Raw genomic sequence first — 22,660 nt, forward strand, 5'->3', positions numbered from 1 at the left:
CTTAGTCAAAGTCACTGCAACTAAGCGATAGTCCTGAGTGTCTTTTAACCTGAGCATTAACCCCTTGCTGCCAAGTACTTTGGTTACTTGCCACGGTGATCTGCTGTTTAGCGCGTGTAATGGCAGTGTACAATAACTCGCGCGACAGTAATTTACTCTCTCTTGCCTTATCAGAGCCATGACTAACACCAGTTTCACTTAATAACATCGCAACATGGGTAAATTCACTCCCTTGGGTTTTATGAATTGTCATTGCATAAACTGTTTCATATTTCGGTAAACGTGACGGCAGAATACGCCGAATAGGCTGTGCTTGGTCACTACTTTCAAAGCATGCCATTAAATGGCTATTACTATTATTTTCATCATCAACTCGCCATATAATGCCAATATCACCATTATAAAGTCCCAAACGGTAATTGTTTTCACTGATCATTATCGGTTGCCCGTGATATAAGCCTTGCTGCTCACTATGTTGGCTGACAAAAGCTTTACCTAAGTAGCGTTTTATATAGTCGTTAATCGCTTCAACGCCATAGCTACCTTGACGCGTCGCGCATAACACTCGAAATTGCGCGAGTAACTTAAAGGCTTCACTCACATTTTCGCAATGCTCTATAGGCTGGAAATACTGCTTAATTAACGGTGCTAACCAAGCTGACAACTCGGTTGTGGCTAATGCTAATTGTGAAGAATTGTTAGCTTTAGCCTCCGTTAATAAACCCCAGCTCTCTTGAGAGTCACCTTTTATCACTGCACTGGCTAATAAACCAATACCGCCTTTGCCGTCAAAACGTCGAGATTTAAGTAAATAAGTCAAATAGTCATTAGGGTTTGTTGAGTGCTCAGTATTGAACTGAGAAAAAGCTTGTCTTAATACAGCTCCCTTTAACTGACAAACTTGCGCTAAGTAATCACAATTTTGTGTTGAAAACCCACCATGAGGTCTTGGCGCTATATCAGCTAAAACACTTCCTGTTGCCACTGACGGTAACTGATCGGCATCTCCTAACAATATAACTTTAGTGTTGGGCTTTAAAGCACGAAACACACGTGTCATTAAAGGTAAATCAACCATAGATACTTCATCAATTAGTACTACGTCATAAGCCAATTTGTTATCAATGCCATGTCTGAAATTAGGACTATTAGGAATAACCCCTAATAAGCGATGAATAGTTTGTGCACTACTAGGAATTTTTGCTAATACATCGCTAGCAATTAATTCACTAAACCCTGTGACTGCTTTAACAATAGACTCTGATAAACGCTGTGCGGCTTTACCTGTTGGCGCAACTAGCGCAATACTTAACTCGCTTGATGATAACGCATTACTTGGCTGCAACATAACCAGCGCCGCCAGTAATTTAGTTACCGTATAGGTTTTTCCTGTGCCAGGTCCGCCTGCAATCACACTGAAGTTTTTGTTAATAGCATTGGCCACTGCAACTTTTTGCCAATCAATATCATTAACATCATTGCTAGTTTCGCTTAAATTATCCTCTGGAAATAAACCACTAATACACTCAGTAATCTCATCAAAACTAAAGGTTGAGCGCGTAGCAATACGCATTGAAATATCTTGCGCTAATTCACACTCAAACTGAAAATATCGACGCAAATATAAATTACCATGATGAAAAACAATGGGTTGTTGTTGCTCAGGTGATAGCGCTAATGCCGTAATAGTTGTTGTTAATATCGTTAACTCAGGAAAAATAACACCTGAATGACTAACCTCTCCGTAATTATCATAGGCACAACCCCAGTGTTTATTAGCGAGCTCACTTAATGGCAAGCAGGTATGCCCTGCGCGCAAACTCTCACTTAATGCCAACAAGATATGAGTAATTAAACGGTCATTGTCGCTATGGTTGTCACCCGTATTCACTTGTTCTTTGCGATGAACACTGTCATTACTCGCTAGTGCTTGTACCATTTCTTTGGCAAAAAAGTAATCGATAGCTTCAAGGCCGTGAATTTTCTGTTTGGCTTGTGCAAAGCTGCTATAAACATTATTCATCAGTGCTTTCCTCGGCCTTTGCTATATTTTTGTCTGTTTTGTCTGTTTTGTTTACTGGCGTGCCGCTATGCTGAGCTTTTTCACCTGAAAATAATTGATCAAGCAATGTTAACTCCTGTGGTGTTACCGCACTATAATAAATACCTGCGCCGGCATGCTGCGGGTTTGCGGTCATACCACGAAGATATAAATAATAGACTCCACCAAAGTGTGCTTCAGGTTGGTAATCGGGTAACGATTGCTGTAAATGACGATGCAATGCCAAGGCATAAATTAAATACTGTAAATCGTAGTAATTACCTTGCACATTATCTAATAACGCCGCAGGTTGATAATCACTATACCTGTCTCCTAAATGGCTCGATTTATAATCACAAAGGTAATATTTACCTTGATGTTCAAACACTAAATCAATAAATCCATGCATCATACCTGAGAGTTTTTTATAACTCGGTAATTGCACAGCTCTGGCAATATTAATGTCACCTGAGTTAGCTGAAGTCGTGGCTGTTTTTATTTTTCTATGCTCGGTGAGTATTTTAGCTAACGCATTACTGTCTTCCCCTTGCATTGGAAAGTAAAACTCACTCTCTCGCATAGTTTGTATTAAGCTTAAGCTCGACAAGCTCCCCTTATTTTCAATATCTTCATTTTCGCCAATAAACGGCGCAGCGATCACATCATCAAGCCAAGTGATTAAGTCATCTTCGCTAAATTGTGTATTAGCTTGTTGATTTAAATCACCATATTTAACTAAAGGCCACTTAATACTTTCTTGCCAATTAGCGTGGCTAAAATCAGTTAACTCAAAAATATCATGCAATAAATTACCACTATGTGCGCCTTTACTTAACTTAAAGCGAATAGACTGTGATACTGCGGTTGTTTCACTGCTGACATAAAGATCGGCATCTCTGTCAGGAGTTGAAACACCGCTGTGTCTGATGTTACGGGTTAATGCTGAAAACGAACTTAACCACCAATCTCGTTCAATATTTCCAGTAAAACGGCTAGCTTGTAGTGGATTTTGCTCGTCATAACTAGTCTTGTTAAGGCAAGCATTGTCTTTATTAATAAGGTTATTCGCCGCTAGCGCTGAAAAACTTAATTCGGTAATGCCAATAGCATCGGGACAAAGCGCTTTAAGTGATTGTAAATTGGTAATGATATTGTCATCTTCACGCCACTTTAAAGTATTGCCTAATGGGGATAAGTGAAACTTTTCAAACCCCGTAGTTAGCACATAACAGCGTTTTTCTGCGCGAGTTATCGCCACATACAATAAACGAATACTTTCAGCATAGGCCTCTTCAGCCATTGCCTGTTTCGCTGCTTTTGAGCCATCTAAGCTTAAAATTAATTGCCCGTTACTATCATGATATTCAATATAACTCACCGATTTAGGCCCAAATTTCATCGGGTCTTTATGACGAGTTGCAAACGGAATAAAGACATAAGGATACTCTAGGCCTTTTGAGCCATGTTGAGTAATAATACGAATTAAATCACCGTCACTTTCTAAGCGTAATTCGGCTTCAGTTTCAGGATTATCTAAACGGCATTGTTGCTCAAACCAGAACAACAGCTCTTGTCCTTGGTGATGACGTTGACTTGCCGCTTGCAGCACCTCAAATAAATGCAGTAAATTAGTTAATGCCCGATCTTTATCATCATCAAAAACCATAAAGTGCTGATGCATTAAATTAATGGCCATGGTAATAAAACCTTGACGCTGCCATTGCTGACGATAATCAACAAAAGCAAATTTTAAATGTTGATAAGCTTGCTCATCTTGTTGTAGTGCTGCAAGTTTATCGGCACTAAAGCCAAGTAAGCCCGAGCCAAGCGCAGCAATAAACAAACGTTCATTTTCAACAAGCAAAATGCCTTTAAGCAAGCTTAATAACTGCCCTGCTTGAGCGCTGTAAAATAAATTAGCGCGATCAGACATAAAAACGCTATCAAGCCCGGCATGTTGTAATGCTTGCTTAATTTCACGCGCTTCAGCGCCATCTCGCACTAATAGCGCAATATCTTTAGGTCTTATTTTCTCAGCGGAGTTATTATCTTGATTATTCACGCTAAGGAGTTTACTTATTTCTGCTGCGCACCAACTGGCCAAATAAGTACGCGAGCTTTGCCCTACTTTGTCATTGTCGTTTTCTTCGTCATAAAAATGAATAAACTGCAGCGCTTTATTGCTATCAAGTACTGTTGACTCTTGCGGTTTGATTGACGACTTTTTACCCGCCAGCACCGGTAAATAAGGGATACCGTAACCAAACACTTGATCTTGAGCTAATGCTTGCTCGCTATTATCTTCACCTGCTGCAATCGAGCTATGTTTACTCACAAAAACTTGATTATAACCCGCAATCATTTCAGGGGTTGAACGCCAATTGGTATCCATTAACCAATGATAATCGCAACCAGCACGAGCACTTAAATAGGCAAAAACATCCCCACCACGAAAGCCATAAATAGCCTGTTTAGGATCGCCAATTAAAAACAACCCTGCATTGGCTTGAGTTGCTTTTTTTCCGTAGTACAGTGCTTGTAAAATACCAAATTGTTTAGGATCGGTATCTTGAAATTCATCGACTAACGCCACGGGGTACTGCGCTAACAATTGTGCGGCTAATACGCCCTGCTCGTCATTGGCTAAACATTGTGCGAGTGTATTAATCAGATCGTCAAAGTCGAGCATATTGAACAGTTGTTTTTGTTCAATAATTGTTGCTCGCATTTGATAAATACCCGAGCGCACTAACTGATATGCTTTCGCTTTATCTATTTTATTGTGAATGGTTTTACACTGCTCTTTAACCGCTTTTACACTGTCAAAAGCAACAAGCAGCTCTTCTTTAAACTTAGATCGTCCGTAGCGCTTGCCATCAAAAAAAGCATCTGGCATTTTACCCAGTGCAATTGGCTCATCGGTCACCTCTTGCTCCATTGTTTCAACGACCGACTCAAGCCATAAAATTAACTGCGCCAACTCACTACGCCTTGTTTCTTGCTCCGTCCCTTTTTTCACTAAGATAAGTGCGGTTTCTAATAGAGCATTATGACTAGCTAAGTCAGTTTTAGCTTGCCGCGCCAGCTCAGAGAATTGTTGTTTAATCTCGTTAACATCAATTAAGGCAATTTCACCACTGTGACCGATGGCTTTATTAAAACTCGACAAAAAACTACTTGGGGTTGCCCAAAAATTGGCAAGTAATCTAAATTGCTCACTGTTATTTTTTGCGAGTTGGCGATACCAATCTTGGCAAGCTTGTAAAATGATCTCTTTCGTATCTGCAGCCATGTTGGCATTAAACGGCAAGCCACTTGAAAAAGCATATTGATTAAGGACCCGCTGACAAAAACCGTGTATTGTAAAAATGGCCGCTTCATCTAAAAATAATAGCGCACGTTTTAATAAAAACTCCCGTTTATCGGCATCAATAGTAGTATTCAAACGGGTAAAAAATTCACCATCACTCCCTTGTGACTCACATAACCCCTGCCAATTACTTAATGCTTCACGTAAAAAGCTGTCAATACGGCCACGTAATTCTTCAGTAGCATCTTTGGTGAAAGTCATCAGCAAAATCTGTTCAACTTTCAGCTCTCGCTCAAGCAATAAGCGTAAATAAATACGGGTAATATTGTAAGTTTTGCCTGTGCCTGCGCTCGCTTCAATTAAATGCTTACCACTCAGTTCAAGGGTTGCGGCATTTAAATTTTTCAAATTAAGTACAGGAGATGTCGCTAAGCTCATGATTTAGCTCCTTTAGCACTGGCTTTTTTTGTAGTTGATTTAACTTTTTCAACCACGTTATAAATATCGTCATAAACCGCCACTAAATCACGTTCATACTGACTATATTCGGGGCATGTTGGCCAAAAGTAACTGATATAAGGGTCTTCAGCAAAGCCTCGCATATTGATATCACCATGCCAAAAGCTTTCAAATCGCTCTTGGGTAAACTCTTCTACTTTACCCCATTTTTTAGCATAAACAGCTGCCGCTAATTCGCCGTTAAGCAACAATGGCTGCTGTTGTCCTTGGATAAAAAAGCTGACTAATTGTTTGAGTTTAGCGACTGGACTCTCAATTGCACTCACCTGATATTTTTCAACACTTTGAGTTTTCGTATTAAAATAAATACCGAGATTTTCATCAACCGCTAACAGTGTTTCATTTATCCCGACCGATTGCTCTTGCAAAACTTGTAATATCAATTGATTAAGGTACAAGGTAAAAAGGTCTTTGGCTTTAGCTGTTGAACTGCGGTAATGCACTAATTTATTATTTTTAATAGGTAATTTAGTGTTTAGGGTTAGCTCAATCGCTAAGGGCGATAACAGTGCTAACGGTAAACTCACATCGATTAATTTAGGGTTATCAACGCCATGATTGCGGATTTCTTCGCTAAAAATCAAAGTGTCTTGTACATATTCATCTAACACGCCAGGTGTTGTCGGTAAATCAGGAAATTTACCGGTTAACTGTGCATGTTGTAATACCGCGGCAGTGTTATCAGCACGTGTAGTTTCTTGCGTAGATAAACAGCCCTCAAGCAATGCTTGGCGTACAAGGTAACTTTGCAAACGATCAAATTCAAATGGCTCAACGTCGTTTAGCATTACGCTGTCATTATCAAAATAAAGGTTCAAGTTTTGCTGTGCAAAAAGGCGTGCTGGGTGTTGAAAAAAACGTATCAACTGTTCTGTTGAGAGCACTAGGTGATTATTAAGATCTTGTATCTCAATGCTGCTCAACAGTTGCGCATTACTTTGCTCAGTAACAAGGCTACTTTGCTGTTCATTTAGACCTAAGGCTAACCAGCGGCTATCAAAGCTCGGCCAAGGGTTGATATTACTGCGATAATTATCAAGACTGAACGCTTGCATCGGTAATTGATTGAGGTCTCGCTTATCATGGTCTGAAAACTGATAACCATACCCCTGCGTTAAATAGTCCATTAACTCTTTAAGTACAATAGACGGTTGACGCTCGTTGTTATTTTTTATATTGCGTCCTTGAAAGCTTAAATACAGTGCCTTACGAGCAGAAATAATGGCTTCAAGAAAGAGGTATCTATCATCGCCTCGACGAGACCTATCGCCTAATGCCACTGGGGTTAACGACATTAAATCAAAGCCAAGCGGTTGTCGCTGCCTTGGAAATTCACCGTCATTTAAGCCTAATACCGCAATCACTTTAAATGGAATGCTACGCATTGGTAACATTGAACAAAAGGTCACTTGCCCTACCATAAACTGTTTACTGGCATCGCCTTCACTAAAGTGATTATTCAGGTAGTCAACAATAATTGTTAATGGCAAAGCTTCTTCAAAGTGTGCATGCTGGCAATGCTCCACTAAGCCAGCAATCGCCTGCTCAATTATAGCAATGCTCGCTTCACTATTAAGTAATTTATCATCAACACGGCTAAAGAGCGTGTCAAGCTGCCCTAACAGGAAACTTTGCCATTGCACGGCGCTACGTGGTGTATTTAACTGTAAGCTAAAATGTTGCAGTTGTTCAATAAAGAGCATGAGCTGCCCTAACAGAATGGCATCATCACCTTCAACATGTGTTAGTAATAATTGTTGTTGATAGACTTGCTCGCTATCGTTAAAAGCAAACCCGCGTAATAATCGCGATAAACCTTGTTGCCAAGTAAAGCTATTGCTTGCTTGCTCACCAATAAACTGCTGTTTATGCCGTGTATCTAAACCCCAGTGTACACTGGCATCATCAAGCCATAAGGTAATTTTATCTAAGTCATCAGCGCTGATAGAAAACTTATGACTGATGGCAGGTAAACGAATGAAGCTTAGTAACTGTGATACGCCAAAGCGGCTGTCAGGTAATGCCAGTAATTCAGTAAAAGCGGCAACCAGTGGGTCGCTGTCTTTAGCGCTTCTATCGGCAATTGAACACGGTAGCGGTGGCACATCGTCACCAACATCTTGCCAACCCCGCGTAAATACCGCGTTTACATAGGGTGCATACTGCTCTATTTGCGGACACATCACTAGTATATCTTTTGGGGTTAAACTCGGGTCTTCATTAAACTGATGCAGTAAATAATCATGTAAACCTTGTACCTCACGCAGCGCACTGTGAGCACTACTGATAACAATAGAGTTATCGTGGGTATTCAGGTTATTGTTACCCTCTGTGCTATTGCCTATGCTATTCGCACTATTTTCGCGGGCATCACTTAAGGTTAAAATATCATTTTGTAGTTGTTGGAGAATGTTAAGCGATGGGGAGCCTGCCGCTGGCTCTACTGCATGAGTGATAGCATGAGCCTCTTCAAATAACTCGATATCTACGGTGCTGTAGCCTTGAATCATCGACAAAAATTCGCGACCTTGTTGACCTAAGTTTGCCAACAAAGGATTACCAATAAAGCATTGCTCGTTTTCTGCATCGGCCGACCAATGACTTAGCTTAGCCAGTGCTTGTTTTTCTCTTTGAATGTCACCCCAATAAGAGAAACACGGATTAAGGTGAAAAAAGTGTACTTCAACATGTTCACTCAGCGCATTAATAAAGTCTAACCACATCGGCGCCATGGTATTTAAACCAAAAAAACTAATTCGCTTTGGGATAATTGCTTTTTTATCTGCCATATTAGCAATGGCATCACGCATTAACGCTACAGGATCATAAGGTAATTCTTGGGTTAATAATTGCCACAACCGTCCCTGCCATTTATGCTCTTGAAGTGGGTTGTGTTGCTGTTCACTACTTTGGTTTTCGTTATTTAATGCTAATGCAAAAGGTGATGTCGGTGAAAAATCACCTTGTTGCCATGCACTTAACCACTGTGGTCTAAAAATTAAATATTGCTCATACAAGTCAGCCATTTGTCGGGCTAATTGATAACGTTTTAATGCGGCTTGTTTATCAACGTTGTGTTGCTCAGCTATATGATCTACATCCGCTAACCAATAACGTGTTGCTGGCATAAAATCATCATCTTTTATCACAGTTTCAAGACCTAACAGGTGGTAAATTCGCCACGCTAACACCTCTCTAGAATAGGGAGATTGGTCTGGAACCTTTTCTTCGCTAGCCAGCGAACGCATTAACTTCCAGAGAAACTGAGCAGGTAACGCGTAACGGATATTCATGCTAATTCCGCGCTCATTCGCTAATGCTAAGTTCAGCCAATGTTGCATACCTGCATTTTGCACCACAATAACATCTTGATTAAAAACACCGAGGGGAGAAATTTCAGAAATCTTGTTCAATAAAAGCAACAAATTTTCCATTTTGTTTGCAGGATAGAGGTAAATCAAGAGCAAGCCTTACGCGCAGAATAATACATAACAAAGAAAGTAAATTTAATCACATCGATACCATGAACACTAGTAAAATCAGTGCGCTATTTATAAGGAATATTGCATTGATAGCAAACAGCACATATTACAATTACTCACAGTTGGCTATAGATTTCTTACAGGGTAACGACACAATTACAACGGTCGCTCAACAAGCTTTTACCTATAGTAGCGCTATTCAATTATTGCGCTACTGACAATCTTAGGTAAAAAAATGGACTTATTTCATGACACTTTTTATAAATCAGCACAACAATATCCACATAATATCGCGCTTTGTACGACAGAATACGGTCAAGAGTTACAATTTAGCTATCAAGAACTCTTAAACATTACCACACACTGGTCACAATATTTATTACCTTTAAATACGCACTATAACCCCATTGCTATTTATGGTGGTAAACAGTGGCAAATGTACGCAGGTATTCTCGCCATTTTACAAACTACCGCCGCTTACGTGCCATTGAATAATAAGCAGCCTGCTGAAAGAAACTGTTCAATATTAAAGCAAATAAACTGTAAAATTTTACTGGTTGCTGCTGGAGAAGATCCGAGCCAATTATTATTGCACTCTCAACCAATGACGGTAGTGTATTTAGGTCGTGATACGCCGCAGTGGTTACATAGTATTGAACAAAGCTCGCACCACCGCACTGTTAATATTACGCAAGAAAACCCAATTGTGCCTTGTAAAATAGAACCGCCCCTGACTAACAAAGCTGCATTTTGTGGCTCACATCCTGCGTATATTTTGTTTACTTCAGGTAGTACAGGAGTGCCTAAGGGCATTGCGGTTAGTCATAATAATATTACAGGGCATTTATTTAATTTACATAAATTATTGCAGTTAAATGCTAATGACAGAGTCAGTCAATTTTTTGAATTGTCTTTTGATTTATCCGTTCACGATATGTTCAGTTGTTGGTCAACAGGCGCGGCATTGTATGTAGTACCTAACCAATATTTGTTATGCCCTATTACCTACATTAAACAGCACCAATTAACGGTATTTTCAGCGGTTGCTTCTACGTTATCTTTTATGGATAAATTGCGTCAGTTAACACCTGAGCAATTACCTGACCTGCGCATTAGTTGTTTTGGCGGCGAAAAACTATTAACTAGCCAAGCTTTAAAATGGCAGCACTGCGCACATAACAGTCGAGTAATAAACCTGTATGGCCCTACCGAGTGCACGATAACCGCGACGAGTTATGAATTAAACCTTGACGATATACCATTATCAGCTTCAGTGCCTATTGGTAAGCCACTTAATAATGTCATCGCAGTGCTAGTGAAAGATAACCAAATAGTAAGTCAAAAAAATACACTAGCGGAGCTATATTTAGCTGGAGAACAGCTGGTTTCAGGTTATTGGGCTGATGATATAAAAACCGCACAATCATTCATTACCTGCTCATTGTCTAACACATATTTACAACGAGACAATTTGTCAAAACAAGCGTTAACACGCTTTTATAAAACCGGCGATATGGTTTATTTAGATGAGCAGCATAATATTGTTTTTCATGGCCGTAATGATCACCAGTTTAAAGTCTCGGGTCACCGCGTAGAATCGGCAGAAATTGAGGCAGCCCTATTGAGTTTTCATCAAGACATCAGTTGGGCAACAGTAAAATTGATGTCAAAAAGCTCAAGCGCTAAAAGTAACCATATTGTTGCGTTTATTGAAGTCGCAAAGCACGTAATAGACCATTCACAGTTAAACAGCAAATCTCTTCGAAAGTACTGCGTCGAAAAGTTACCGCTATACATGGTACCTGACCAATTTATTCTCACGGAGCATCTTCCTCGAAATCTCAGCGGAAAAGTTGATGTAAAGCAATTAAAAACGCTACTAACTGATGCCTGAGCTACCTCACTAAAGTATCTCTAAAGAGCAGTTGTTCGTTAAACACCTGAATTTAGCTTAAAAAATAATTAATCACAAAAATATCAAAAGAAATTGGAGTATATATGCTGGTAAAACAAACCATTATCAACTTTATTCAAGAGAAAACTCATAGTAACGACATTGACTTAGAAATGAGCTTATTTGCTTCGATAAAGTCTTTTGACTTTATGATGTTGATGCTCGATTTAGAGCAGAAATTCAATATAGCGTTACCGTTAGAAGAAGCTTTTGAGCTAAGTACCCACAATATTTGCCAATTTATTACTTGGGTTGAGAAACATGCCAATTAAAGCATCGACCCAGCAAAAACAAAAAACGGTAAACCTAAAGCATGCTTTGCTCAGTGTTTTGGCAAAAATGTTAATTACCATATTACGTATATTGCCCGCTAAAGTGCGAAAATCAAGCATTAAGCAACTAGGTAGGTTCATTTTACATTGCGCTAAAAAAACACGTTCTCGCGCTATTAATAATATTCAACGGGCTTTACCTGACTTATGTTTTAATGAAATGAAACAAATTGCCTTTGATGCCTATGCTAACTGTGCATTTGGCGTAGCGGAGTCTTTATGGCTTGATCAACTAGACCCTGAAATCTATTGTGATGAAGCAACACTTGAAATTTTACAATCAGGAGAAGGTGCTTGTATTGCCACAATGCATTTAGGCTGTTATGAAGCCGTCCCCTTAGCTATAAATAAGTTCTCAGGGCAGTCTGTAACGTTAACTAATGTGCCAGATTTTCTTGAGCAAGGCCTACAATTTTACGCTAAAGCAAAAATTACAGCGATTAATAAAAATGACAACAACGCCTTTGCGCAGCTGTTAAAGCATACAACTAGTAATGCTTATATTTCATTACACTGTGATTTATATGCAAATCAAACTCCGGTTAACTTTTTCAAACAAACGACTAAAGCACCGTCTGGCGTAGTAATGTTAGCTAAGTTGAGCAAAAAGCCTTTATTACTTGCTTATTCTGTTTATCAAGCCGATGGCAGTATTAGTGTATTTTTTGAAACAATTGTAAGCAGCAACAATAGTGAAATTCAGCTAAACCAAGATAAATCCGTCGAAGATCTTATGGACATTATTTATCAACGCTTTGAACAAATCATTCAACAATATCCAAGCCAATGGTATTGGTCTTATAACCGTTGGCGTATTAGAAGCTAAATCACAAAAGTAATAACAATGAATTCTACCAATAAACAAAGTACAACCTCTCATGAACATAGTAATCGTCGTCAATTATTACGGTTACTCAGCTATTACCGCGCTCATACAAAACTTATTGCGATTGCATTTTTAGGGCTATGCCTATTCAGCACCATTGATGCAGGCATGATTTACTTTATTAAACCTTTAATTGATAACGGGTTAAGTAATGCTAATAGTGACACCTTAAAAATTGGCGCTATTTTAGTCGTTTTGATATTTTTATTTCGCGGTATAGCCAGCTTTATATCTAATTACACCATCGCCTATATGAGCAGTAAAATTACTTACTGTATAAGACAACAAACCTTTGAAAAACTACTGGTTTTACCTCGTAGCTTTTATGAAAGTCACAGTCGCGGTAGTATCATTTCAAAACTCATTTATGACACTGAACAAATATCACATGCCATTTCTAAAAGCGGTGTCATCATCGTCAGAGAAAGCATTATCATTTTAGTACTCATTGGCATGATGATTTATAACAGCTGGCAACTCAGCGCTATTTTTTTAATAATAGGTCCTGTTATTACTTTACTGATTAACCGAGTTGCCAAACGTTTCAAACGTATTAGTAGCCAACTACAAGTAAGTATGGGTGAAGTAAGCTGCGCTACAGAACAAGCCATAGTAAATCAACAAGAAATACTACTGCTCAATACCGCAACACAAATATGCACACAGTTTGCTAAGGTTAATAATAAAAATCGTCTACAACACTGTAAACTTGCTGCAACGAGCGCCCAAAACAACCCAATCATTCAACTCATAGCCTCTTTTGCAATAGCTGGCGTCTTACTATTAGCAAGTATTGAGCAGGTACTCAACAGCTTAACACCAGGAACATTTACCTTAGTGCTCGTAGCAATGGCATCATTATTAAAGCCCCTAAAGCAGCTCACTAATGTTAATCAGCAATTACAAAAAGGCTTGGCTGCCGCACAAAGCTTATTTACTTTACTAGATGAACCGGTAGAGCAAGATAACGGTACTTTAACCTTACGTGGTGAGCAATTTACTATTCGCTTTAATCAACTCTCGTTTACTTACCCGAATAATCTTTATAATACTGCTAAAAATGCTGAAACACGCACTGAAAGTAAAGTGAAGGCAGCTATCAACAATTTATCTTGTACTATTGCTGCTGGTAAAAGCATTGCCATAGTCGGTGAATCTGGTAGCGGTAAAAGTACCTTAACCTCATTACTACTACGTTTATACCAAGCACCTAAACAAAGTATTTTTATTAATAACATTGCTATTGAAGAATATACGCTAAGCTCTTTACGAGCACACTGCGTATTAGTATCACAAAACATTGTGCTTATTGATGATACCCTTGAAAACAACATTCGCTTTGGCTGTCATCACGCTATTACTGATGAAGATATTAAAATGGCGGCTGAAAAGGCGAATGTACTTACCTTCGCAGATAACATGCCGTTAGGGTTAGCAACTCCTGTCGGGGAAAATGGCAGAAACCTTTCGGGTGGTCAACGTCAACGCATTGCTATTGCGCGCGCGATATTAAGAGATAGTCCAATTATTATACTTGATGAGGCAACTTCAGCACTTGATAACACCGCCGAAAAGTTTGTTAAGCAAGCGTTGGCGCAATTAGGTAAAAATAAAACCATGATTATTATTGCGCATCGTTTATCAAGTATTAGTGAAGTCGATGATATATTGGTGATGCACCAAGGGAGATTAGTTGAACAAGGCTCGCATCATGCATTGCTCTTAAAAAAAGGACATTATTATAATCTTTATCATGACGACGCATCACCTGAACTTATATCATGAGTAAACACACGACATAATTACAGATCTAAAAAAGGGGAGTATTCCTTACTCCCCTTTCGATTATACCTTTGAATTATACTTTTGAGTTATACCTTTCAATTATACTATTGAATTAACTTTAACGAATAAAGTCGATACTGTGTTGATAAAAGCTACCCAGTAGGGGAACTTCATACTTAGTACCTTTTATTGCACTATAAATCCCCATAAACCAAGCACATAATACGCCAATACCAAGTGCCCAACCAATTAATGGTACCAAGGATAATAAAGCCCCGGTAATGATCAACCCTAGTGATTGTCGCAAGTGAAAGCTTGCTAAGGATGATTGATGTTTGTCATAAATAACAAGAGCGACAATCCAACCAATTAAGGTGAAATAACTAATAACGGCAACAAGCACCGCCATTTTTTGTTGCTCTGGTAAGCTGAGTTTTTTCTCAAATACATTGTCATAATCACTGGGTACATTCGGCATAACAAAACACTCCATCGTTAACTACGTTAAGAATATTACGGGCTGTTACTTTCCTATCTTTTTCTAGAATCCATAGCTTAAACCTAGTAAAAATTATCCCTCGAAACAAGTCCGTTTTTACCGTGAACTTGAAATTATCAAGTAATTGTTTCAAATATATGAATAAAAAAAATTTATATTTTTTTGGTTGCTTTAATAAAGTTTTTGTAGTGTTGTTGCAGCTTTTTAAACTCCTTCTTTTGCTCTTCTCTTGTTAGTTCTTGATAATTCAAACGTGTGAAGCTAGCGTTAACACGAGCGAAAGCTAATGATAATTCAGGATATTTTATTTTTAATATCAGTAAAAATTTTTGAGGTGTAACATTCACTGGTTTTTCCAAACCGTTATTGGCTAAGATTAATAATGCTTTTTGATACAGTACTAGCCACGGCGACAATGCACGTTTTTGCTTCTTTTGGTGGTTAATTAAAAGCATAACACCAAAAACAAGCGCAATAGATATCGCCATTGCGCCAATAATAATTAAGGCAACTTTCCATGCTTGAACTTTTCCTAAAAGTTGCTGTAATAAATCACGCTGTTTATCATTTGAATAACCTAAAACCCAGCGTGTCCATTGATAATCGAGTGCATCAAAACGCAAACGTAATTCATTTAACCAAGCAAATTTTTTGAGGTGATTAAAGCTCAATAAGTTGTTATTTAATGCCAATTGCTGTTGTTGTAATTGTGTTGAAAATCCAGAATTAACGCGCATAGGATCAACCGCAGCGGTAGGATCGACTCTTAACCACCCTTTTCCTTCGACCCAAATTTCAGACCAAGCATGTGCGTCTGATTGATAAATACTTAAATGCCCTTGCTGAGCACCTTGTGCTTCATTACTTCTGTTAGTAGTGCCATCACTACTTAAATTATTATATTCACCACCTAAATAGCCAGTAACAAGCCGAGCTGGCACTCCAGAAGCGCGCATAATAAACGTAAAGGCACTAGCATAATGCTCACAAAAGCCAGCTTTCGTGTCAAAGAAGAATTGATCAAGACTGTTATTTAATAAACGTGGTGGCTCTAATGTATAAAAATATTGCTGTTCTCGTATTTGCGTTAATACGGCTTGCGCCCTCTGTTCACTATCAGGGTATTGTTGGGCTAGTTGTTGCGCTAATTGAACTAACCTAGGGTTGCTCCTTGCTGGTAGGGCTAAATTTTGTGCTTTTCTCTCTTGCGCAATATTGACTTCCAGAGGCGAATTAAGATAACTGTCAAGGTGATAACCTTTCGCTTGGCTGAGCAGCTTTCGGCTTTGAATGGTGTAATCAGGTAATAATAGTAAGCTGTTATCTTTACTGGTTGCTGGCGCTAAGGCAAACAACCAGTGCTGAAAACTTGGCTCTGTAATAATTTGATAGTTCAGTTTTTCACTTTCTTTGAATGTATTGGGCATAAATAAACGTTTGTTTATCGCCTCAAGCTGATAGTTATCATGACTGACTGTTGCAGGATCAGGTGCCGTTCGAGACCATGCCCTACCATCATAATCCTCTAACACCATCGCTCGCCAATAAAGTTGTGAATAGGTAGGAATATTTCCTTGGCTGAAGTTAACCCGAAATGCTAACTCACTTGACTGAGCAAGCTTAGCAATATCGCCCGGCTGCACCGTATCAGATAAACCAGTTGTCGCTGAATTTGCCTGCGGTACTTGCCAAAATGGTGATAAACGTGGGAATACTATAAATAATACTGCCGCTAAGAACATACTTTGCCCAAGTAATAATAATACCGTTTTCAATGTATTACTCACCGCTTGCGCCCTAGAAAAAAACTGCAATAAAACAGCTAAATTTACCACCAGCGCGACCATCGCAATTAATGCAAAACTTAAGTCTTGTTTAAAGATAAGTGCCGCAGCAACCAAAAATAATCCCAGTAAAAACAGCTGATAAAAATCTCGACGACTTTTTAACTCAAATGCTTTTAATGCATAAGCAAAGCTAAGTAAATGCACCATACTCAGTAGCACACCTAAACCTTGCGCGCTTAGCGTAATAGCTAAACAACCTGCAATGGCAAAAAAACCTAAAAAGACTGGTGAAATATGGTGATCGGGTTTCTTTTTAGATTGACTATTCTTTTTATCGCTCGATAGTTTATGGCTCGTGGCATTTTTATTGAGTAACAGCGCTTGCCAAACAAACGATAAGGCAATTATCGCCAACATCCATGAGCTAAGCTCTGCGCTAATCAAAGCAATGTTAATGCATTGGCAACACCACAATAACCAAGAATTTTGAGTTGATAAGCTAAAATGCGCTATTTTAGGTTTGGTTGCGATTACTTTTTTGTTGGTTGAAAATGAGAATAATGACATAACTAAAAACGCGCCAAGGCTTGTAGGCAACGTTGTTGATGGCTGCTACCACTATTAGGTAAAATTTCACTATGTGAGCTATTTAATTGTAAACCAAAAACTTGCTCTGTTCGGGTTAACTCGTTTACTAAAAAAGTTAAATAACTCAATTGTGTTTCTATATTTTCTGCTGGCATATCACTTAGTTTAAGCCACAGTAATCCACCATGGTTTTCTTGATAATGCTTAGTAAAGTGACCTTGACCTTTCGCTAACTGCTTCCAGGCAGTACGTGCCTTAGACTCACCACGCACAAAATGTTTTAGCTCTGAAAAGTCATCAATACCACGGTTACCTCGAAGTGAGATAGACTCTCCTTGCTCAGTTTTATCATTTAATAAAGCATATTGCTTACTAACTATGCGCTTAGGTTTAGGGTACAGGGTTACATGCTGGGCAAAGTCGAGTTGGCTCCAGCTTTTAAACAAGCCAAACGAGTATTCACTATAAATAGTAACTCGGCCTAGTGAATACTCCCCACGCTGCTGCCCGATAATTAGCAACTGTCGACTATTATCGCCTTTTTCACAACACGCTAATGAAGCTTTGCGATCATCAAAGTTTAATTGGGGTGGCAACGATTTAAGTTGAAAATTTACGTGGTAATGTTTTTTAACCGCGCTAATTATTAACGGAAAATAAAGGGGTTGCCCAGCATAACCCAATTGATGTTGCTGATTTACTGGTACTGTAATTTTGAGCTTTGAGAAATTTAAAAAGCTATGCATCATGACGGTAATAAAAAAGCTCGCTAATAAATAACTCAGTAACAAAATAATGTTATTTTGATAATTAGTGCCAAGTAAAAACAACAACAAGACAAAACTTAAGTAAGCAATACCAAAAGGCGTAGGTAAAATAAAAATATTACGATTACTAAGCGTATGAGAGTTTGCTGCAGGGATACGTTTAGTAAGCCAAGAGTTTGCTCGTTGTGTAAACCATGTTAGTGCATTTTCTTTAAGTGTCATTTGTTAGTAAGCCAAAGGATTCAAGACATCAACTTGCTCTAAGATACGCTGCGCAATACTATTTTTTTGAGCATGTTGACTCAGTATTTGCGTTGGGGTTTGCTCCAACCTATGTTGACACACCACATAAAAAACCGCTTGTACGTCATCTGGTAGTACATAGTCACGGTTATCAATAAAAGCGACAGCTTTAGCGGCGCTTAACAAGGCTTTAGATGCGCGTGGTGATAACGGATTACAATGTAAGTCACCTAAACTACCTGTTTTATTTGATTGCTGAGCGGTTAAAGGTTTATCAACATAAGCACTGCGACTTATATGGCTTAAGGCAATAATATATTCAAGCACATCATTGGCAACTGTCACTTCTTGTACTGCTTGCTGCATGGCTAATAACCCCGCTTGATCAATAATTGCGGTATGATTTACGGTTGGCGCTTTGGTGAGCGTTTTGTTTTTCCCGTTATGACTGAGTAAAATTTTCTTTTCTGCTGCTAAGTCAGGAAACCCTAGTGATAAGCGCATCATAAAGCGATCAAGTTGTGACTCTGGCAATGGGTAAGTGCCCGAGTGTGATAGTGGGTTTTGCGTTGCAATGACAAAAAATGGACTCGGTAGCTCATAGGTAGCACCATCAATACTGACTTGTTCTTCAGCCATAGCCTCAAGTAAAGCTGACTGTGTTTTAGGGCTAGCACGGTTTATCTCGTCAGCTAAAACCACTTGATTAAAAATAGCACCTTTGTGTAATTCAAAGCTATTATCCGTATGATTTAACATTGAAAAACCCACTACATCAGCCGGTAATAAGTCACTAGTAAATTGAATACGTTGGTAACTTAACCCTAAAGTAGTCGCTAACATATGAGCAAGTGTTGTTTTACCCATGCCAGGTAAATCTTCAATAAGTAAATGCCCTTGTGCTAACAAGCAGGCTAGCGCAAGTTTACATTCTTGAGGTTTACCTAAAACGACTGATTCGATTGTCGCTAAAATGTCTTGGATAACTTGTTGATTTTCTGAAGGAGATAAAACTGGCGACATAAACAAAAAAACCTAATTAATAATAAACTAATTAGGTTTTTTACCATGAATTACAACGTAATGATATTATTCAAAACATAAAAAAATACTGAGTTATTGTGCTAAGTCATTATTTATTTGCAATGCCTTTATTTTACATTAGTGTTATTTATTCAGTAATTTCTCTGCGGTTTGTTACAGCAGCACTTAATTGCGCTAATAAAGTTTCAGTGTCAGCCCAGCCAATACAAGCATCGGTAATACTTTGTCCATAAACTTCAGCTTTACCATTGACCAAACTTTGATTGCCCTCAACTAAATGACTTTCAACCATAACACCAAAGATATTTTGATTACCTTGGCTAATTTGCTCACTAACATCTGTTGACACGAGCATTTGATTTTCAAATTTCTTGCTCGAGTTAGCATGACTAAAGTCAATCATCACTTTAGTATTTTGCTCGCTTGATGCTAATTGCTCAGTAACTGCTTGCACGCTTTTCGCGTCAAAGTTAGGTGTTTTACCACCACGTAAAATAATGTGACAATCGGTATTACCTGTTGTTTCAACAATGGCTGCATGACCAAACTTAGTCACAGACAAAAAGTGGTGCGATGCGGCGGCAGAGCCAATTGCATCGATTGCTATTTTGATAGTGCCATCGGTACCATTTTTAAAACCAACAGGACATGATAAACCAGAAGCAAGCTCACGATGCACTTGTGATTCAGTTGTGCGTGCGCCAATAGCGCCCCAACACATAAAATCAGCCATATATTGTGGTGTGATCATATCTAAAAACTCACCTGCGGTAGGCAAACCAAGTTCATTTAAATCAAGGAGCAATTTACGCCCTAAGCGTAAACCTTCATTAAGTTTAAAGCTATTATCCATGAACGGGTCATTAATTAAGCCTTTCCAGCCGACTGTTGTACGTGGTTTTTCAAAATAAACACGCATAACGACTTCAAGCGTGTCTTTATATTTTTCACGTAGAGCGACTAAACGTTGTCCGTATTCAAGTGCTGCTTTAGGGTCATGAATAGAACAAGGACCAATTACAACCAGTAGTCTATCGTCTTTACCATTTAATATATTATGAATACCCGCACGACCAGCAACAACCGACTGAGTGGCTTTTTCTGACGCTGGAAATCGTTCCAGTAATGCGATAGGGGGTAATAAGTCTTTGATTTTGTTGATGCGCACATCGTCAGTTTGGTACATGTTCTGCTCTCTTTACTGCTTTATTAATAAGTGTGTATACATGCCATTAGCAATATCGCATGTATGTCATAGGTAACTCTCCAAAGTAATCCCACGATTAATCTAGCAGCCTTAACAGCCGAATACTATGAAAAAATGCCTCTTTATTTACGTTTTTAGAATATTTATTCTAAGTAGAGCAATACTCGTTATAAAAAAGGCTAAACCTCCCCCTTTTAATCCATAATATTGAGGTAAGTCTATTTTAATAACGCATGCCCTTCAGGTAACTGCTTAGCAATCCATAAAGCCAATTTATGTCGCATATTTAATTGATTTTCATTTTCAACAGGTAACGGATGAATAAGTTTGTCATTAACTAATAAACGATACAGGCTTTCTATTTTATCTTTCGCAGAATTGGTTGGTTTGAATGACTCGTATCCTCGGTTGATGGCATACTTTTCACCAATAATCAGTGCTTTTTTCAATAACTCTGCTTCATTTTTAATTTTTTTCATTGCCACTTCTCCAAACACGTTAGTCATACACTACTTGCCTATTTGGCATACTCTATAGCGTTACATTTTTTAACATAATGCCAGCTTTAATATTGATTTACATCATATTTCATTGTTTACGCGCACAGTATACTGCACGCAAAGCTAACACAATAAAATCAACACAATATTTACAGGTGACCTAATGCCCTTATCTCGTATGCGAAACACACAACACAAAGTTTATATCCCAACATCAGCAAGAGAAAACCAATATTTAATGGCAAAAATTCCATTAACTGATGAGTTACTCGCAAAATATAGCAACCTTATTGATGAAAATAACAATGCCCCCTATGAAAAGCTATACCAAAAGCTCTCCGAGATATTTTTTAATATAACCAGCCATCTTGCTATTGAGAATGCACAATTTATTGCTAATGATAAGTTTGCACGGGTACGGTTTAGCCCTGAAAAAGTGGTATCACAAACTAAGCAGCAAGTATTATTTCTCTATAACCCTAAATATCATACTAGCCAGAATTCATTTTATAATGGCCAGAATAAAGCGAAAAAAATCACGTTAGTTTTTTTATCTAGTGGCGAAGATATTCGTGTGCAATCAGCAAAATTTCATCGTTTAGTCGCCCAAGCCATTAGCGAATTCACTACAGAAATAGCACTCGATACAAGTTTATGTCGCGTTAGTGACCATCAACACTTAACTTATGATTTATTTGCTAAAAGTAAAGGGGTTGAAGGGAGTCAAGCTCATAAGTTTCGTGCTATCTCTGAAAGATATATGGCAGATGAATATACATTACCGCAAAATACTGACGCCCTCACTTATGCCGTTGTTGACTTCCCTATTAATCATCGAGTTCGTTCACTAGCAACACCAGATGAAAATGAGTATGAACGTTACAACCCATTATATAACTTGATCGCTGATGCTTTTATCCAAAGTGCTAAACAGCATAATTTACACAATGGAGCGATTATAGCTAATGGCTTAGTGCCAATTGTACGTAAAGGCGAAGATGAAAATGTGATCACCAATGGCGAACTCTTAATGCTCGGTTATAACCCCACTCATACTAGTGGTGGTTATACATGCAAATGGGATTCAGCTAAACTAGTTGATACCGCACAATTGATTTTCGTTGCGAGTGAACTCGATAAAAACGCTCATGGCTATGGTAAGTTTGTGAATAAAATTGAGCAAGCATTACGAGATTTTTCTGAGAAGCTCAACATGATTGTTGAACAAGAAGAGTTATTAGTAAGATTACATCAACATATTGCTTTTTCTCTACCCGAAAAAGCATAGTTATATTGTTATATACTCGCAGGCTGGCGTTATATTAGCCTGCAGGGTATGTAACTTAAATATAAAGTAACTCTTTTAACTATGTTTAGGCTTACTATTCATTTTTGCAGGACTATAACGAAAAACGCCCAACCAAAAAACGATTTCAAATAAAGCACCGATAACAACAAATATTACCGCCCCTTCAGCAAAACCCAAACCATACGAAAACATTGCTAACACTAATAGCGTTAACATAATTATTCCTCTATATATACTTTTCATTATAAATATCCTTTTTATTTCGCGCTCATCTAGTGATTAAAATTCAATCGACAAGAGGAGTAAAAACAAGCTATACAAAAAGGTAATTTGTAATAGGTTGTTACCTGTCACTTAACGCTAGCGTAATTATTTGCGGAACCGTTCATTGAGTACGGCATTTAACG

Annotated in this window: 15 protein-coding genes; 5 read left to right on the forward strand and 10 right to left on the reverse strand. The window is 38.4% G+C overall.

Features of this window, described 5'->3' with window-relative positions; genetic code table 11:
- Position 1: 1 nt before the first annotated feature.
- Genes recD through recC form a run of 3 tightly spaced genes read right to left on the reverse strand, consistent with a single transcriptional unit; the run spans position 2 to position 9,337 of the window.
- Positions 2 to 2,023 (reverse strand): exodeoxyribonuclease V subunit alpha, encoded by a 2,022-nt coding sequence (gene recD / locus KO495_RS04230; protein WP_215979149.1) that lies wholly within the window; start codon positions 2,021 to 2,023, stop codon positions 2 to 4.
- Positions 2,016 to 5,789, reverse strand: coding sequence for an exodeoxyribonuclease V subunit beta (gene recB / locus KO495_RS04235; RefSeq protein ID WP_215979150.1), 3,774 nt, complete (start codon positions 5,787 to 5,789; stop codon positions 2,016 to 2,018). Before recB ends, recD begins: the two co-directional genes overlap by 8 nt.
- Positions 5,786 to 9,337, reverse strand: coding sequence for an exodeoxyribonuclease V subunit gamma (recC, locus tag KO495_RS04240; protein ID WP_354668363.1), 3,552 nt, complete (start codon positions 9,335 to 9,337; stop codon positions 5,786 to 5,788). Before recC ends, recB begins: the two co-directional genes overlap by 4 nt.
- A 250-nt stretch (positions 9,338 to 9,587) precedes the next feature.
- Between recC and KO495_RS04245 the strand changes: the two genes are divergently transcribed.
- The 4 genes from KO495_RS04245 to KO495_RS04260 all read left to right on the forward strand — a co-directional run bounded on the left by KO495_RS04245 (position 9,588) and on the right by KO495_RS04260 (position 14,309).
- A complete protein-coding gene (locus KO495_RS04245; protein ID WP_215979152.1) occupies positions 9,588 to 11,246 on the forward strand; it encodes an AMP-binding protein in 1,659 nt (552 codons plus the stop codon).
- Between the two features lie 104 nt (positions 11,247 to 11,350).
- A complete protein-coding gene (locus KO495_RS04250) occupies positions 11,351 to 11,578 on the forward strand; it encodes an acyl carrier protein (RefSeq protein WP_215979153.1) in 228 nt (75 codons plus the stop codon).
- Entirely contained in the window at positions 11,568 to 12,464 is an 897-nt protein-coding gene (locus tag KO495_RS04255) for a hypothetical protein (RefSeq protein WP_215979154.1), read from the forward strand. Before KO495_RS04250 ends, KO495_RS04255 begins: the two co-directional genes overlap by 11 nt.
- Before the next feature lie 18 nt (positions 12,465 to 12,482).
- Positions 12,483 to 14,309 (forward strand): ABC transporter transmembrane domain-containing protein, encoded by a 1,827-nt coding sequence (locus tag KO495_RS04260; protein ID WP_215979155.1) that lies wholly within the window; start codon positions 12,483 to 12,485, stop codon positions 14,307 to 14,309.
- Between the two features lie 118 nt (positions 14,310 to 14,427).
- On the opposite strand, the gene KO495_RS04265 is transcribed toward KO495_RS04260, so the two are convergent.
- The 6 genes from KO495_RS04265 to KO495_RS04290 all read right to left on the reverse strand — a co-directional run bounded on the left by KO495_RS04265 (position 14,428) and on the right by KO495_RS04290 (position 20,923).
- Positions 14,428 to 14,787 carry a hypothetical protein gene (locus tag KO495_RS04265; RefSeq protein WP_215979156.1) on the reverse strand — a complete coding sequence of 120 codons (360 nt, stop codon included), beginning with the start codon at positions 14,785 to 14,787 and terminating at the stop codon, positions 14,428 to 14,430.
- A gap of 173 nt (positions 14,788 to 14,960) precedes the next feature.
- Positions 14,961 to 17,162, reverse strand: a complete 2,202-nt coding sequence (locus KO495_RS04270; protein WP_215979157.1) for a DUF3488 and transglutaminase-like domain-containing protein — start codon at positions 17,160 to 17,162, stop codon at positions 14,961 to 14,963.
- A 2-nt stretch (positions 17,163 to 17,164) separates the two neighbouring features.
- Positions 17,165 to 18,172 (reverse strand): DUF58 domain-containing protein, encoded by a 1,008-nt coding sequence (locus KO495_RS04275; protein ID WP_215979158.1) that lies wholly within the window; start codon positions 18,170 to 18,172, stop codon positions 17,165 to 17,167.
- A 3-nt stretch (positions 18,173 to 18,175) separates the two neighbouring features.
- Positions 18,176 to 19,216 carry a MoxR family ATPase gene (locus KO495_RS04280; RefSeq protein ID WP_215979159.1) on the reverse strand — a complete coding sequence of 347 codons (1,041 nt, stop codon included), beginning with the start codon at positions 19,214 to 19,216 and terminating at the stop codon, positions 18,176 to 18,178.
- Between the two features lie 148 nt (positions 19,217 to 19,364).
- On the reverse strand, positions 19,365 to 20,423 hold the full coding sequence (gene aroG / locus KO495_RS04285) for a 3-deoxy-7-phosphoheptulonate synthase AroG (protein WP_215979160.1): 1,059 nt from the start codon (positions 20,421 to 20,423) through the stop codon (positions 19,365 to 19,367).
- 239 nt (positions 20,424 to 20,662) lie between these two features.
- Positions 20,663 to 20,923, reverse strand: a complete 261-nt coding sequence (locus KO495_RS04290) for a DUF5062 family protein (protein WP_215979302.1) — start codon at positions 20,921 to 20,923, stop codon at positions 20,663 to 20,665.
- Positions 20,924 to 21,107: 184 nt separating this feature from the next.
- Here KO495_RS04290 and KO495_RS04295 point away from each other — a divergent pair, with 184 nt between their 5' ends.
- Entirely contained in the window at positions 21,108 to 22,232 is a 1,125-nt protein-coding gene (locus KO495_RS04295; RefSeq protein ID WP_215979161.1) for a DUF3083 family protein, read from the forward strand.
- Between the two features lie 75 nt (positions 22,233 to 22,307).
- On the opposite strand, the gene KO495_RS04300 is transcribed toward KO495_RS04295, so the two are convergent.
- On the reverse strand, positions 22,308 to 22,469 hold the full coding sequence (locus KO495_RS04300; RefSeq protein ID WP_252738792.1) for a hypothetical protein: 162 nt from the start codon (positions 22,467 to 22,469) through the stop codon (positions 22,308 to 22,310).
- Positions 22,470 to 22,660: the final 191 nt, after the last annotated feature.

The organism is Colwellia sp. D2M02, assembly GCF_018860755.1.
GTDB classification, from domain to species: domain Bacteria; phylum Pseudomonadota; class Gammaproteobacteria; order Enterobacterales; family Alteromonadaceae; genus Colwellia; species Colwellia asteriadis.

What these genes read in the sequence shown, in the direction of transcription:
- recD (WP_215979149.1), bottom strand. Translation starts at nt 2,023, where the DNA reads ATGAATAATGTTTATAGCAGCTTTGCACAAGCCAAACAGAAAATTCAC.
- recB (WP_215979150.1), bottom strand. Translation starts at nt 5,789, where the DNA reads ATGAGCTTAGCGACATCTCCTGTACTTAATTTGAAAAATTTAAATGCC.
- KO495_RS04245 (WP_215979152.1), top strand. Translation starts at nt 9,588, where the DNA reads ATGGACTTATTTCATGACACTTTTTATAAATCAGCACAACAATATCCA.
- KO495_RS04250 (WP_215979153.1), top strand. Translation starts at nt 11,351, where the DNA reads ATGCTGGTAAAACAAACCATTATCAACTTTATTCAAGAGAAAACTCAT.
- KO495_RS04255 (WP_215979154.1), top strand. Translation starts at nt 11,568, where the DNA reads ATGCCAATTAAAGCATCGACCCAGCAAAAACAAAAAACGGTAAACCTA.
- KO495_RS04260 (WP_215979155.1), top strand. Translation starts at nt 12,483, where the DNA reads ATGAATTCTACCAATAAACAAAGTACAACCTCTCATGAACATAGTAAT.
- KO495_RS04265 (WP_215979156.1), bottom strand. Translation starts at nt 14,787, where the DNA reads ATGCCGAATGTACCCAGTGATTATGACAATGTATTTGAGAAAAAACTC.
- KO495_RS04270 (WP_215979157.1), bottom strand. Translation starts at nt 17,162, where the DNA reads ATGTCATTATTCTCATTTTCAACCAACAAAAAAGTAATCGCAACCAAA.
- KO495_RS04275 (WP_215979158.1), bottom strand. Translation starts at nt 18,172, where the DNA reads ATGACACTTAAAGAAAATGCACTAACATGGTTTACACAACGAGCAAAC.
- KO495_RS04280 (WP_215979159.1), bottom strand. Translation starts at nt 19,216, where the DNA reads ATGTCGCCAGTTTTATCTCCTTCAGAAAATCAACAAGTTATCCAAGAC.
- aroG (WP_215979160.1), bottom strand. Translation starts at nt 20,423, where the DNA reads ATGTACCAAACTGACGATGTGCGCATCAACAAAATCAAAGACTTATTA.
- KO495_RS04290 (WP_215979302.1), bottom strand. Translation starts at nt 20,923, where the DNA reads ATGAAAAAAATTAAAAATGAAGCAGAGTTATTGAAAAAAGCACTGATT.
- KO495_RS04295 (WP_215979161.1), top strand. Translation starts at nt 21,108, where the DNA reads ATGCCCTTATCTCGTATGCGAAACACACAACACAAAGTTTATATCCCA.
- KO495_RS04300 (WP_252738792.1), bottom strand. Translation starts at nt 22,469, where the DNA reads ATGTTAACGCTATTAGTGTTAGCAATGTTTTCGTATGGTTTGGGTTTT.